Here is a 14052-nt window from a genome sequence, read left to right as displayed (position 1 = left end):
AGGAAAAGTCATGCGCCTCAATACGCCAGTTACAGACAGGGAAGTCATCCTCGCGGAAGGCAAGACCATCGTCTCCACCACCGACCTGCAGGGTAACATCCAGTTCGCCAATCCCTACTTCGTGGAAGTCAGCGGTTTCACCGAGGAAGAGCTGATCGGCGCCCCACAGAACCTGGTGCGCCACCCGGACATGCCGGTGGAAGCCTTCGCCGACCTGTGGGCCACGATCCGTGCGGGCATGCCCTGGAGCGGCATGGTCAAGAACCGTTGCAAGAACGGTGACTACTACTGGGTCATGGCGAACGTCACCCCGGTGATCGAGAACGGCAAGGCGGTCGGCTACATGTCGGTGCGCACCAAGCCCTCGCGCGAGCAGGTGACGGCCGCCGGCGCGCTGTACGCCGAATTCAAGGCCGGCAACCCGCGCAAGCTGGTGCTGCAGCGCGGCCGGGTGCGGGAAACGGGCCTGCTTGGCCGCCTCGCACGCCTGCGCCGCCTGCCGCTGCGCACCCAGGTCAACGTCGGCATGGGCCTGGTGTCGGCGGTCATGATTGCTAACCTGCTCCAGGCCTGGCAGCTGCAGTTGTCGCCCTGGAGCGCGCTGGCGATGGGCGTCTCGCTCGTCATCGTCGTCAATCTCTGGCTCAGCCTGCGCCGCAACGTGCTGCGCCCGCTCGAACGCGCCACCGACTTCACCCGCCGTCTGGCCGGCGGCGACCTGACCGGCCGCATCGACCACGTTGCCGACAACGAGATGGGCCAGCTGGTCGCGGCCCTGCGCCAGACCTCGGTCAACCTGTTCAGCGTGATCGGCGACGTGCGCGCCAACTTCGACGAGATCCGCCATGCCACCGGCGAGATCGCCAACGGCAATATGGACCTGTCCAGCCGCACCGAATCGCAGGCCTCGAATCTCGAAGAGACCGCGGCCAGCATGGAGCAGCTGACCCAGAACGTGGCGCAAAACAGCGACAACGTGAAGACCGCCAACGAGCTGGCGCTGCGGGCGTCCGGCATGGCCACGCGCGGCGGCGAGACCGTCGGCGAAGTGGTCAGCACGATGGAAGCGATCAGCGCCTCCTCACACAAGGTACTCGACATCATCGGCATGATCGACGGGATCGCCTTCCAGACCAATATCCTGGCCCTGAACGCGGCGGTCGAAGCGGCGCGCGCCGGCGAACAGGGGCGCGGCTTCGCGGTGGTTGCGGGCGAGGTGCGCAACCTGGCGCAGCGTTCGGCGGCGGCAGCCAAGGAGATCAAGGGCCTGATCGACGTCTCGATCGCCACCGTCGCCAGCGGCAGCCGCCTCACCGCGGCGGCCGGCCAGACCATGGGCGAAGTGATGGACGCGGTGGAGAGCGTCAAGCGCGTGATGGAAGAAATCGCGGCCGCCACCCATGAACAGGCCGGCGGCATCAAGCAGGTCAACCAGGCAGTGGGCCAGCTCGACGGCATCACCCAGCAGAACGCGGCGCTGGTCGAGGAAGCGGCGGCCGCGGCGGCGACCCTGGCCGAGCAGGCCGAGAGCGTGGCGCAGGCGCTGGCGGTGTTCCGGCTGGAGACGGGTGCGTCGGCGCGTGCCCTCCCCGCGCGAGGCGCGCAGCAGTTGCGCCTCGCGTCCTGAAACTAGGCCTGCGCCGCGTCGACCAGCTGGCAGGCGATGGCCTGGCCGGCCAGCAGGCGCGGCGCAGGGCTGCAGCCGCACAGGCAGAGATCGTCGCCCAGGGCGACTTCCCTGCCGTCCAGGGTCTCGCGCAGGCGTGGCCCGTCAAGGGCGATGACCCCCTCCGCATCGCAGGCGGGACAGCGCACCTTGTCCCCCTCGAGCGCTATGGGGACACCGTCGATGCGGTCGCCATGGCTGGCCGAGATCACCGTGCCGCCGGCCGTGGTCTGCGCGCCAAGCGTGATGTAGTAGCGCCTGATCATGCTGTTTCCTCCGCTTGCCGCTTGCAAGCAGCCAATCTAGCTGCGCTCTGGCTGTCATGTTTTGAGAAGCGGCAAAGCCGCAGGCATCAGCAGAAATCGCGGCTCGGCGCCCGCAGCTTGCCCAGCAGGTGCGACATGTCGACCAGGCGCTTGGCCACCAGGTGGCGGACCTCGCCCTGGCGCTGCCACACCCCATACACCCCGAGCAGCGGTGCGTTCAGCACCTCGCGCCGCTGCTGCTCCACCAGGGTCGGCCAGACGATCACATTGACGTTCCCGGTCTCGTCCTCGATGGTCATGAAGAGCACGCCCTTGGCGGTGCCGGGCCGCTGGCGCACCGTCACCAGGCCGCAGGCGCGCGCCAGCTGGCCGTTCTGGTAATCCATCAGGATCGAGGCCGGCATGAAGCGCCTGGCCAGCAGGCCTTCGCGCAGCAGCGCCAGCGGATGGCGGCCGAGCGTCAATCCCTGGGAGCGGTAGTCGCCCACGATCTCGTCGGCCTCGGACGGCGCCGCCAATATCGGCGTCTCCTCCTGCGGCGTGGTCGGGCGCAGCAGGTCGCGGTCGGGCACCGCGCCCACCGCCTGCCACAGGGCTTCGCGCCGGTGTCCCGCCAGCGAACGCAGGGCATTCGCGGCCGCCAGCACCTGCAGGTCGGCGCGATCCAGGTTGGCCCGGCGCGCCAGGTCGGCCACGCTCTCGAAAGGCCGGATGGCGCGCGCATCCTCGATGCGGCTTGCCGCCTCCTGCTTCAGGCCGCGCTGCAGCGATAGCCCGAGCCGCACCGCGGGCTGGCGCGAGCGGTCGACCGGGTCCAGCTCTTCCAGGGTCGAGTCCCAGCCGCTGATGGTGACGTCGCAAGGGCGCACCTCGATGCCGTGGCGGCGCGCGTCCTGCACCAGCTGCGAAGGGCTGTAGAAGCCCATCGGCTGGCTGTTGAGCAGCGCGCACAGGAAAGCCGCCGGCTCGTGGCACTTGAGCCAGGAGCTGGCATAGGCCAGCAGGGCGAAGCTGGCCGCATGCGATTCCGGAAAACCGTATTCGCCGAAGCCCTGGATCTGGCTGAAGATGGCCTCGGCGAATTCCAGCGTGTAGCCGCGCTCCAGCATGCCCTTCACGATGCGCTCGTAGTATTTTTCGAGCCCGCCCTTGCGCTTCCAGGCCGCCATCGCGCGGCGCAGCTGGTCGGCCTCGCCCGGCGTGAAGCCGGCGCCGAGGATGGCCACCTGCATCACCTGCTCCTGGAAGATCGGCACGCCCAGGGTGCGCTCCAGGGCGACCTTCATCTCCGGACTCGGATACACGACCGGCTCGAAGCCCTGGCGCCGCTGCAGGTAGGGGTGGACCATGCCGCCCTGGATCGGCCCCGGGCGCACCACCGCCACCTCGATGACGAGGTCGTAGAAGCGGCGCGGCCGCATGCGCGGCAACATGCTCATCTGGGCGCGCGACTCGATCTGGAACACGCCCACGGTATCGGCCGCGCAGATCATGTCGTAGGTGGCGGTGTCGTCGGCCGGGATGTCCTGCATCTCGAACAGGTTGCCGTGGCGCTGGCCCACCAGCTCCAGGCCGCGCCGCATCATCGACAGCATGCCCAGGGCCAGCACGTCGACCTTCATCAGGCCGAGTTCCTCGAGGTCGTTCTTGTCCCACTGGATCACGCTGCGCTCCGCCATGGTCGCGTTCTCGATCGGCACCAGGCGCGAGAGCTTGCCGCGCGCGATGACGAAGCCGCCCGGGTGCTGGGACAGGTGGCGCGGGAAGTTCAGCAGCTTCTCGGCCAATGTCGCCCACTGCTGCGCCAGGCGCGATTCGGGGTCCAGTCCCGCCTCGGCCAGGCGGCCCAGCAGATCGGCGCGGCTGTCGAACCAGTGGTGGGTCTTGGCCACCTTCTCGACGATGGCCAGGTCGATGCCGAGCGCGCGGCCGCTGTCGCGCAGCGCGCTCTTGGGACGGTAGCTGATCACCACCGCGGCCAGTGCCGCCCGCTCGCGTCCGTATTTCGCGTAGATGTACTGGATGACTTCCTCGCGCCGCTGGTGCTCGAAATCGACGTCGATGTCGGGCGGCTCGTTGCGCTCCCTGGAGATGAAGCGCTCGAACAGCAGGCTGGCGCGCGCCGGGTCGACCTCGGTGATGCCGAGGCAGTAGCACACCGCCGAGTTGGCGGCCGAGCCGCGTCCCTGGCAGAGGATGTGCTGGGAACGCGCGAAGCGCACGATGTCGTAGACGGTGAGGAAGTAGTGCTCGTACTTCATCTCGGCGATCAGTAGCAGCTCGTGCTCGATCTGGGCCTGCACCCTGGCGGGAATGCCATCGCGGAAGCGCCGGTGCGCCCCGATATAGGTTTCCAGGCGCAGGTAGCTGGTGGCGTCGTGGCCGGGCGGGACCACCTCGTCCGGGTATTCGTAGCGCAGCTCGTCGAGCGAGAAGGTGCACAGGCGCGCGATGCGCACCGTCTCGGCCAGGGCCTCGCGCGAATGGATGTTCGCCAGGCGCAGGCGCGCGCGCAGGTGCTGCTCGGCGTTCTGCGCCAGGCCGTAGCCGCATTCGGCCACCGGTTTCTTCAGGCGCGTGGCGGTGAGCGTGTCCTGCAGGGGTTTGCGCGAGCGCACGTGCATCACCACGTGGCCGAGCGCCGTGATCGGCAGGCCGTGCTGCCAGCCCACCTCTTCCACCGTGGCGCGGTGGGCCTCGTCGAAAGCGCGGTGCAGCAGGGTCAGGCCGAGCCAGGCGCGGCCCGGAAAGGTATTCGCGACCCAGGCGGCCTGCGCGTGCAGGCGGTCCACGTCCTGGGCCTCGTGGCCGGGATAGGCCGGCAGCAGGATCGCCAGGCAGTCGGGCATGTGCTTCAGGTGGGCATACTCCGGCGCGGGGTCGGCCAGGTCGCCGGGTGTCAGGAAATACGTGCCCTTCTCGGCGCGGGTGCGGCCCAGGGTGATGAACTCGGCGAGGTTGCCGTAGCCGTTGCGGTTCTGGGCCAGCAGGATCAGGGACAGGGCCGGGCTGCCGTCGCGGTTCTTCAGGTGGAAGTGGGCGCCGATCACCAGGGGCAGGCCGGCCTTCTTCGCCTCGGCATGAGCGCGCACCACGCCGGCCAGCGAGCATTCGTCGGTGAGCGCCAGCGCGAAATAATCGAGCTGCACCGCCCGCGCCACCAGCTCCTCCGCATGCGACGCCCCTTCGAGGAAAGAGAAGTTCGACAGGCAGAACAGCTCCGCATAGGGAGGCAAAACCTGGTTGGGCGGCTGGAGCGGGTCGGTCATCGGCAAGGCTGGAACAAAGGGACTACAATGCAATCGAAAGCAGCAATACTGTATAAAAACACAGTATAACCGACGCGCGTCGCACAACAAGGAGAAGTCATGCAGGTCCATGCATTGAAGTGTTTCGGGGAGCGCCCGGGCGACGGCAATCCGGCCCTCGTCATCGAAGGCGACGCGTCCGGCGAAGAAGCGCGCCGCGCCTTCGCCCGCTCCCGCAACACCACCTGCGTCTTCCTGGATGGCGACGTCGTCGACTTCTACTATCCCCACACACGCAGCCCCCTGTGCCTGCACGCGACGCTGGCCGTGGCCCATGTGCTGTTCGCGCGCCAGCCCGGTGCGCCCCTGCTCGCGGTGAGGACGGCGATGCGTGGCCAGCGGCTGGAACTCGTGCGCGATGGCGAGTCCTTCTTCATCCGGCTGCAGGCGCAGGACGTGACCCAGCCCGCGCTCGAAGCAGGCCTGCCCGCGCGCCTGCTCGCCATGCCGGGCCTGACGCCCGCGTCGATGCCGCGCGTGGCCTCGATCGGCAGCCCCAAGCTGCTGGTCGAAGTGCCGGACGCCGCCACCCTGCACGGCCTGCGCCCCGACCTGCAAGCCATCACGGCCTGGGGCAAGGAAGCGGGCGTCAACGGCATCTATGCCTGGTGCCGCCTTCCCGACGGGCGCTTCGAGGGCCGCAACTTCAACCACCTCGACCCGCTGCTCGAAGACGCGGCCACCGGCGTCGCCGCCGGTGCGCTCACGGCCCTGCTCGGGCAAGGACTCGTGCTGCTGCAGGGGCGCGCCACAAGCCAGTCCTGCCTGATCGCCACCCGCATCGAAGACGGCGCCATCCTGGTGGGCGGACGCGCCGAAACGGCGGCCGTCGTGACCTCCTTCGCCGCATGCTGAATCCGCAACGCCGCCCGTACTTACAGGGAAATTTGGCTGTTCTCCCCCGACAAGCTGGTATACACTTTCGCGCACAATAAAGCGCCTATCCCGGGCGCATACCAGACCGCAGAGATGAAACCTACCTTCCTTGCCTATGCCCTCCCCGCGCTGTTCGCTCCCCTTCTGCTCGGCGCCAGCGCCACCGCGCGCGCCGACGTCGACTACCAGCTGAAGATCACCGACGCCGCCCAGCACCTGGCCGAAGTGCGCGCCACCTTCCCGGCCGCCACCGGCACCACGCTGGACGTCTCGATGCCGAACTGGCGCACCGGCCGCTACAACATGCTGAACCTGGCCAACGGCGTGCGCCTGTTCAAGGCCTTCGACGCCAAGGGCGCGGCGCTGCCGGTGGAGAAGACCGACAAGGGCACCTGGCAGGTCAAGACGAAACCGGGCGACGCGGTCACCGTGCAGTACGAGCTGTATGCGAACACCCTGGGCGAGCGCACCCGCCACATCGACGACACCCACGCCTACCTGGACGCCAGCGGCGTGTTCGTCTACGCGGCGCCCTTCCGCAAGGAGAAGGTCAACGTCAAGCTGGACGTGCCGCAGGGCTGGAAGTCGCGTTCGGGCATGGATGCGGGGAACTGCGACCACTGCTTCGTCGCCGCCGACTACGACGTGCTGATCGACGCGCCGATCGAGACCGGCCTGCACGAGTTCTACACCGATAAGGTCGATGGCCGCACCATCGAACTCGCCATCTGGGGCCGCGGCAACCACGACGGCAAGCAGATGATGCTGGATCTGAAAAAGATCGTCCATGAAACGGCGAAGCTCTACGACGGCAAGTATCCCTTCCAGCGCTACCTCTTCATCGTCCACGCGACCGACGGCGCCGGCGGCGCCACCGAGCACGCCAACTCCACCGTGATCCAGAAACCGCGCTGGACCTTCGCGCCGCGCAAGCAATACCAGGGCTTCCTGCGCGTGGCCGCCCACGAGTTCTATCACACCTGGAACGTCAAGGCCTACCGTCCGAAGGAGATGGTCCCCTACGACTACCAGAACGAGAACTACAACCGCCTGCTGTGGGTCGCCGAAGGCCACACCTCCTACTTCGAAGAGCTGATCGTGCTGCGCGCCGGCCTGGTCAAGCGCGACGAGTTCTACGAGGAATACGCCAAGCTGATCGACGATTACCAGCACCAGCCGGGCCGCTTCCAGCAGAGCGCCGCCGATTCCAGCTTCGACGAGTGGATCGCGGTCGGCGGCGAGCGCGCCCGCAACGCCTCGGTCAACATCTATTCGAAAGGCCAGCTGCTGGCCCTGATGATGGACATCGAGCTGCGCCGCCAGACCAATGCGAAAAAGGGCCTGGAAGACGTGCACCGCATCCTGTTCGAGAAGCACTCGACCGCCCAGGGCGGCTACGACGTGCCGGCCGTCCTTGCCGCGCTGCGCAGCGTGAGCGGCCAGGACTGGAGCGGCTGGTGGAGCCAGTACGTGGACGGCACCGCCGAGATCCCCTTCGACACCCTGCTGGCCCAGGTCGGCCTGCAGAAGCTGATCGACGTGCCGAAGGACCAGGAACAGAAGACCGAATGGTGGGCCGGCTGGACCCTGCGTGAAGGCAGCGACCCGGCCGTCGTCACCGTCGTCGAGCGCGACAGCCCGGCATGGAAGGCCGGCGTGGTTTCGGGCGACACCCTGCTGGCGGTGAACGGCCTGCGCGTGTCGGCCAAGGACATCGGCGACAAGATGTCGCTGTCGAAATCCGGCCCGTTCAAGGTCCACCTGTTCCGCCGCGACGAGCTGGTCGAACTGCCGGTCACCCCGGTGCAGCAGGCGAAGGGCAAGGCCAAGGTCAAGACCCTGGACAAGCCGAACGCCACCCAGCAGTCGATGAACGCCGCCTGGACCGGCGTCGCCTGGCCGAAGGAAGACAACAAGAAGCATTGATCGCCTCCCTATCCATGCAAACCGCGGCCCCGGTCTCCCGGCGCCGCGGTTTTTTGTTCCGTAGAACCCATGAATTTTGACTATGTAATGACAATGTTGCGTTATTAATACAAGACCACCTTGGGTATAAACAAATTTGATTAATATGCAATTTTGCCCTTGGAGATGTCCGTGTTCAAACTGAGACTGTTGCCGCATTCCGTACTGCTCGCCCTGTATGGGAGCGCCCTCGCTTTCGCCCCCGCCGCGCAGGCGCAGACCACGGACGCCCCCAGCGCGCCGACGGCCCAGAACCAGGTCATCCCGAGCGTGAGCGTGGTCGGCTCGCGGCGCGTCGGTAACGCCTCGTCCACCGACACCGCGGTCCCGGTCGACTTCATCCCGATGACCAAGGCCACCGAACAGGGCGGCCAGTTCGACCTGGCCCAGGTCCTGAACAACGTCTCCCCGTCCTTCAACTCGACCCGCCAGACCGGCGCGGACGGCGCCGACCTGGTCGACTCGGCCGCCCTGCGCGGCCTCGGTTCGGACCAGACCCTGGTGCTGGTGAACGGCAAGCGCCGCCACACGGTCGCCCTGGTCAACCTGTTCGGCGCGCGCAACCGCGGCAACACCGGCACCGACATGAACGCGATCCCGCTGATGGCGATCCGTAACGTGCAGGTGCTGCGCGACGGCGCCGCCGCGCAATACGGCTCGGATGCGATCGCGGGGGTGATCAATATCGAACTCAAGAAAACCCTGGGCTGCGAATCGGTGCTGGGCTACGGCCAGTACACCGAAGGCGACGGCGAGAACTGGCTGGCCTCGGCCTACTGCGGCGTGGCCGTGGGCGGCGGCGTGCTGGGCATCACCGGCGAATACTATGACCGCGGCCGCTCCAACCGCGCCGACGCCGACAGCCCGCGCATCATCGGCGACACCAAGTCGCAGAACCAGACCGTTTACCTGAACGGCGAATTCCCGGCGGGCCCGGGCAAGCTGTACTTCACCGCCGGCGCGCAGCGCCGCGATGCTTCCTCGGCCGCCTGGGCGCGCGAAGGCATCGGGTCCGAGGATATCCCCTCGCGCAACTCCGCCGCCATGTATCCGAACGGCTTCGTTCCCTTCATCAACGGCGACGTCGACGACCGATGGGGCACCGTGGGCTTCCGCTGGCAGCTGGGCGAATGGAATGCCGACCTGTCGCAGACCTACGGCTACAACCGCCTGATGTACACCATCGCGAACACGCTCAACGCCTCGATCGCGAACCAGAACTTGCTGGCCGGCCGCCCGGCCACCAGCGCAAGCGCCTTCGATGCCGGCGGCTTCTCCTTCCGCCAGGCGACCACCAACCTGGACTTCTCGCGCTTCTTCAACGGCATCGCGAACGGCATGAACGTGGCCTTCGGCTTCGAGCACCGCCGCGAGAACTACCAGATCTTCGCCGGCGAAACCGGTTCCTGGATCGACGCCGACGGCGTCGGCGTGGGCGGCAATGCAGGCAGCCAGGGCTTCCCGGGCTTCCAGCCGGGCGACCAGACTGACGCCGACCGCCACTCGAGCGCCGCCTACCTCGACATCGAGACCGACCTGACGGACCGCTTCAAGCTGCAGACCGCGCTGCGCCACGAACGCTATTCCGACTTCGGCTCGACCACCACCGGCAAGCTGGCCGGCGCATATCGTATCGATCCAATGGTGCTGCTGCGCGGTTCCGCGAGCACGGGCTTCCGCGCGCCATCGCTGCAGCAGGCCTGGTTCTCCTCGACCTTCACCGACTTCGTCAGCGGCCAGCCGCTCGACGTAGTGCTGGCGCCGACCGGCGGCCGCGTGGCGAACGCCGCAGGCATCCCGCAGCTGAAGGACGAGCAGTCGAAGAGCTTCACGTTCGGCGTCACCTTCACCCCGACGCAGGCGACCTCGGTCACGGCCGACCTCTACCGCATCGACATCGACGACCGCATCGTGCTGTCGGGGCGTTTCGACGCCGACAACTACCCGGCGCTGGGCGCCACCCTGCAACAGCTGGGCGTGGGCCAGGCCCAGTTCTTCGTGAACTCGGTCGACACCAAGACGCAAGGCCTGGACATCACCATGTCGCACCGCATGGACCTGGGCGCCGGCAAGCTGAACGCTTTCCTGGCCCTGAACTTCGGCAAGACCGAAGTCACCGGCGTGCATGCGCCCAGCAGCCTGGCCGGCTTCGAGGATGTGCTGCTGTCCGAGCGCGAGCGCCTTTTCATCGAGGAAGGCGCGCCGCGCCGCAAGGCCACGCTGGGCTTCGACCATACCATCGGCAAGCTGGAAACCGGGCTGCGCATCGTCCACTTCGGCCCGCAGACCCTGGGCACCTTCTCGGGCCCGCCGGTGCCGAACCAGTACTACAAGGCCAAGACCTCGGCCGACCTGTCCTTCACCTGGGCCTTTACCGAGAAAACCAGGTTCACCGTGGGCGGCACCAATATCTTCAACGTGAAGCCGACGCGCCAGGATCCGAACGAGACCGATAACGGTTTCCATTACGAAAGCGTGCAGTTCGGCCTGAACGGCGCGGCCTGGTTCGCACGCCTGGCGCACCGCTTCTGACACAGGCAGCTTCATCAAAAAGGGTTCCTCCGTGGAACCCTTTTTTTGTTGCAACAAGCGTGCCGGAACGTGAGCGTGCCTTCCTTGGGGTTTGCGTATAATGCCTCTGACCATTCTCACGATGTCAGCCACCCACCAATTCCGCGAGCTGCGGCATCCATAGGCCGTTCCATGCATACTGCAGTATCCTCCCGCATCTCCACCGGCATTCCGGGTCTCGACGACATCCTCGGCGGCGGACTGACGCCGCAGCGTGTTTACCTCGTGGAAGGCTCGCCCGGCGCCGGCAAGACCACCCTCGGCCTGCAATTCCTGCTCGACGGCGCGGCCAAAGGCGAAGCGGGGCTGTACATCACCCTCTCGGAGACGGCGGACGAACTGGCGGCCGTGGCAGCCAGCCATGGCTGGTCGATCGATGCGCTGGCCGTGTTCGAACTGGCCGGCGAGACGGCGCTCGACATCGACGCCCAGCAGTCGGTGTTCCACCCTTCCGAGATCGAACTGGGGGAGACGACCCGCGACGTCATGAGCAAGGTCGACGACGTCAGGCCGGTACGGGTCGTGTTCGACAGCCTGTCGGAGATGCGCCTGCTGGCGCAGAACCCGCTGCGCTACCGCCGCCAGATCCTGGCCCTGAAGCAGTTCTTTTCCGCGCGCGCCTGCACCGTCCTTCTACTCGACGACAAGACCAGCCAGTCGGACCAGCACCTGCACAGCATCGCCCACGGCGTCATCAGCCTCGAGCAGATCGCCAAGGAATTCGGCAAGGAGCGCCGGCGCGTGAACATCATTAAAATGCGCGGCATCCGCTTCCGCGGCGGCTACCACGATTACGTCCTCGATACCGGCGGCATCACGATGTTCCCGCGCCTGGTGGCGGCCGAACACCTGCGCGACTTCAAGCCGGCCGTGCACCCCACCGGCTCCGACGGCATCGACGCGCTGCTCGGCGGCGGTCTGGTGCGCGGCACCAATACCCTGATCGTCGGGCCGTCCGGCATCGGCAAGACCACCGTGTCGACCCGCTGCCTGCTGTCGGCCCTGGAACGCGGCGAAAGAGCGGCCTTCTACCTGTTCGACGAGGGCCTGTCCACCTTCTTCGCGCGCAGCACGGCGCTCGGCATGGACATGCGCCCCTTCGTCGACAGCGGACAGCTCGCCATCCACCACATCGACCCGGCCGAGCTCTCGCCCGGTGAATTCGCCCAGAAACTGCGCGACTCCGTCGAACAGCGCGGCATGAGCTTCATCGTGATCGACAGCCTGAACGCCTACCTGCAGGCCATGCCGGGCGAGCAGTACCTGATCCTGCAGATGCACGAACTGCTCTCCTACCTGAACCAGCAGGGCGTCACCACGGTGCTGGTGCTGGGCCAGCACGGCATGGTGGGCGAGGTGAAGTCGGACGTCGACCTGAGCTACCTGAGCGACAGCACGCTCCTGATGCGCTTCTTCGAGTCGAACGGCCGCCTGCGGCGCGCCATCACCGTCATCAAGAGCCGCGCCGCCGAGCATGCGCTCACCATTCACGAACTGCAGCTGGGCCGCGAAGGCGTGCGGGTCGGACCGCCTCTCGAAGGCTTCGACGGCGTCCTCTCCGGCCTGCCGAGCTACCGCGGCGCGACGCCGATGATGGCAAGCACGCCGCATGCGGACAGCTAGTCCCCACGACGACCGCATCCTGATCCTCGCGCCCCAGGGGCGCGACGCCGAAGTCATGTGCTCGGTGCTGGCGCGCGACGACGGCGCCTGCACCATCGTGCGCGACTTCGCCGCGCTCGCCGCCGCCATCGAGGAAGGCGCCGGCACCGCCATCGTCGCGGAAGAAGCGCTGAACGGCATCGATGCGGCGCGCCTGCATGCCTGGCTCGGGCGTCAGGAGCCATGGTCCGATTTTCCCTTCGTGCTCCTGCTCGCCAAGCTGATCGGCCTGCCGGCCGACGACGCCCGCGCGCGCCTCGAGCAGCTGGGCAACATCATCCTGCTGGAGCGCCCGCTGAACGCCCAGACCCTGCGCAGCGCCGCCACGTCCGCGCTGCGCGCGCGCCGCCGCCAGTACCAGGCGCGCGACCTGCTGGCCGAGCGCGAACGTACCGCCGCCAGTCTCCAGCACAGCCAGGACGCGCTGCTCAGCCTGAACGAGACCCTTGAATCGCGCATCGAGGAGCGTACCCGCGCCCTGGCCCAGGCCAACGACCGCCTGATGAACGAGGTGATCGAGCGCGAGCGGGTTCAGCAGGCCATGGTGCAGTTCCAGAAAATGGAGGCGGTCGGCCGCCTGACCGGCGGCATCGCCCACGATTTCAACAACCTGCTCAATGTGGTCCAGGGCAGCATGGACCTGATCCTGTTGCTGTCGAAGGACGAGGTGGCGAAGCAGCGCGCCGAGGTGGCGCGGCGCGCCTGCCAGCGCGGCGGCAAGCTGACCAGCCAGCTGCTGGCCTTCGCCCGCAACCAGAACCTCGACCTGCGCCAGTCCGAAGTCGGCGCGCTGTTCGACGGTGTGCGCGAACTGGTCGCCACCTCGCTGGGTTCGCGCATCCGCCTGCGTTTCGCGGTCGAGCCGGACTGTCCCCTGGTGATGGCCGACGCCAACCAGATGGAGATGGCGCTGCTGAACCTGGCCATCAATGCGCGCGACGCCATGGACGGCGGCGGCGAACTGTGCTTCCACGCAGGTCCCGCACGGCCGCCCGAGGGCCTGCTTCCACCCGGCGACTACGTGCGCATCGCGGTCGCCGACAACGGTCCGGGCATGTCGGCCGAGCTGGTCGCCAAGGTGTTCGAACCCTTCTTCACCACCAAGGCGGTCGGCAAGGGCACGGGCCTCGGCCTGAGCCAGGTCTACGGCATGGCGCGCCAGTCCGGCGGCGCCGCGCGCATCCTGAGCGAACCCGGCGCCGGCGCCACCGTCGAGATCTGGCTGCGCGCCTGGGACGGGGACCTGGCGGCGGCGCCCGTGCCTGCCTCCGCACCGGTCCAGCCGGTAGCCGGCGCCCGCATCCTGGTGGTCGAGGACGACAACTTCGTGCGCGAATCGATGGTATCGGCGCTCGAGGCCTTCGGCCATACCGTCACCCAGGCCGCGGATGGCGAAACGGGACTGCTTGCGCTGCGGCGCGACTGCCCCGACCTCGTGATCACCGACTACCTGATGCCGGGCATCACCGGAGCCGAGCTGATGCAGCAGGCGCGCGCGATCTTCCCCGGCATTCCGATGATCATCGCCACCGGCTACGCGGACATGCACGCGATCGACCAGGTGCTCGGCAGCGACATCCTGCTGCGCAAGCCTTTCCAGCTGGCCGAGCTTGCGGCCAGCGTCGGGCGCGCGCTCGACCGTGCCGCACGCCGGGAAAGACCGGCCTGAGGCGGACGCCGCGCGGTGCGGCTCTGTGCCACACTGTTCCCGAATCCTGTCTCAGACAATCGGGAGCCA

Annotated in this window: 8 protein-coding genes; 6 read left to right on the top strand and 2 right to left on the bottom strand. The window is 67.5% G+C overall.

Translation table 11 applies throughout. The features are described 5' to 3' along the window. Window positions 1-10: 10 nt before the first annotated feature. Complete coding sequence (locus tag ACQ7JA_RS14170; RefSeq protein WP_430898741.1) at window positions 11-1627, top strand: methyl-accepting chemotaxis protein; 1617 nt, start codon at window positions 11-13, stop codon at window positions 1625-1627. A gap of 2 nt (window positions 1628-1629) precedes the next feature. On the opposite strand, the gene ACQ7JA_RS14165 is transcribed toward ACQ7JA_RS14170, so the two are convergent. Together ACQ7JA_RS14165 and ACQ7JA_RS14160 are read right to left on the bottom strand one after the other, a co-directional pair. Continuing rightward, complete coding sequence (locus ACQ7JA_RS14165) at window positions 1630-1932, bottom strand: PAAR domain-containing protein (protein ID WP_430898739.1); 303 nt, start codon at window positions 1930-1932, stop codon at window positions 1630-1632. Window positions 1933-2018: 86 nt separating this feature from the next. After that, window positions 2019-5201, bottom strand: coding sequence for an error-prone DNA polymerase (locus ACQ7JA_RS14160; RefSeq protein ID WP_430898737.1), 3183 nt, complete (start codon window positions 5199-5201; stop codon window positions 2019-2021). Between the two features lie 99 nt (window positions 5202-5300). Between ACQ7JA_RS14160 and ACQ7JA_RS14155 the strand changes: the two genes are divergently transcribed. The 5 genes from ACQ7JA_RS14155 to ACQ7JA_RS14135 all read left to right on the top strand — a co-directional run bounded on the left by ACQ7JA_RS14155 (window position 5301) and on the right by ACQ7JA_RS14135 (window position 13983). Then, window positions 5301-6095, top strand: coding sequence for a PhzF family phenazine biosynthesis protein (locus ACQ7JA_RS14155; RefSeq protein WP_430898735.1), 795 nt, complete (start codon window positions 5301-5303; stop codon window positions 6093-6095). Between the two features lie 114 nt (window positions 6096-6209). After that, window positions 6210-8042: a M61 family metallopeptidase gene (locus ACQ7JA_RS14150; protein WP_430898733.1), complete on the top strand. Its 1833-nt coding sequence runs from the start codon at window positions 6210-6212 to the stop codon at window positions 8040-8042. 171 nt (window positions 8043-8213) lie between these two features. Then, window positions 8214-10613 (top strand): TonB-dependent receptor plug domain-containing protein, encoded by a 2400-nt coding sequence (locus ACQ7JA_RS14145; RefSeq protein WP_430898731.1) that lies wholly within the window; start codon window positions 8214-8216, stop codon window positions 10611-10613. 171 nt (window positions 10614-10784) lie between these two features. Continuing rightward, window positions 10785-12275: an ATPase domain-containing protein gene (locus ACQ7JA_RS14140; RefSeq protein WP_430898729.1), complete on the top strand. Its 1491-nt coding sequence runs from the start codon at window positions 10785-10787 to the stop codon at window positions 12273-12275. Further along, window positions 12262-13983 carry a response regulator gene (locus tag ACQ7JA_RS14135; RefSeq protein ID WP_430898727.1) on the top strand — a complete coding sequence of 574 codons (1722 nt, stop codon included), beginning with the start codon at window positions 12262-12264 and terminating at the stop codon, window positions 13981-13983. Before ACQ7JA_RS14140 ends, ACQ7JA_RS14135 begins: the two co-directional genes overlap by 14 nt. Window positions 13984-14052: the final 69 nt, after the last annotated feature.

It is taken from the genome of Massilia sp. BKSP1R2A-1, assembly GCF_050586525.1.
GTDB lineage: Bacteria > Pseudomonadota > Gammaproteobacteria > Burkholderiales > Burkholderiaceae_D > Telluria.
The sequence above is the reverse complement of the archived record's forward strand: the minus strand, read 5'-3'. Positions and strand labels throughout refer to the sequence as shown.

Excerpts from the sequence above, each read along its gene's own strand:
- ACQ7JA_RS14165 (WP_430898739.1), bottom strand. The coding sequence starts at position 1,932 with ATGATCAGGCGCTACTACATCACGCTTGGCGCGCAGACCACGGCCGGC.
- ACQ7JA_RS14150 (WP_430898733.1), top strand. The coding sequence starts at position 6,210 with ATGAAACCTACCTTCCTTGCCTATGCCCTCCCCGCGCTGTTCGCTCCC.
- ACQ7JA_RS14170 (WP_430898741.1), top strand. The coding sequence starts at position 11 with ATGCGCCTCAATACGCCAGTTACAGACAGGGAAGTCATCCTCGCGGAA.
- ACQ7JA_RS14135 (WP_430898727.1), top strand. The coding sequence starts at position 12,262 with ATGCGGACAGCTAGTCCCCACGACGACCGCATCCTGATCCTCGCGCCC.
- ACQ7JA_RS14155 (WP_430898735.1), top strand. The coding sequence starts at position 5,301 with ATGCAGGTCCATGCATTGAAGTGTTTCGGGGAGCGCCCGGGCGACGGC.
- ACQ7JA_RS14160 (WP_430898737.1), bottom strand. The coding sequence starts at position 5,201 with ATGACCGACCCGCTCCAGCCGCCCAACCAGGTTTTGCCTCCCTATGCG.
- ACQ7JA_RS14140 (WP_430898729.1), top strand. The coding sequence starts at position 10,785 with ATGCATACTGCAGTATCCTCCCGCATCTCCACCGGCATTCCGGGTCTC.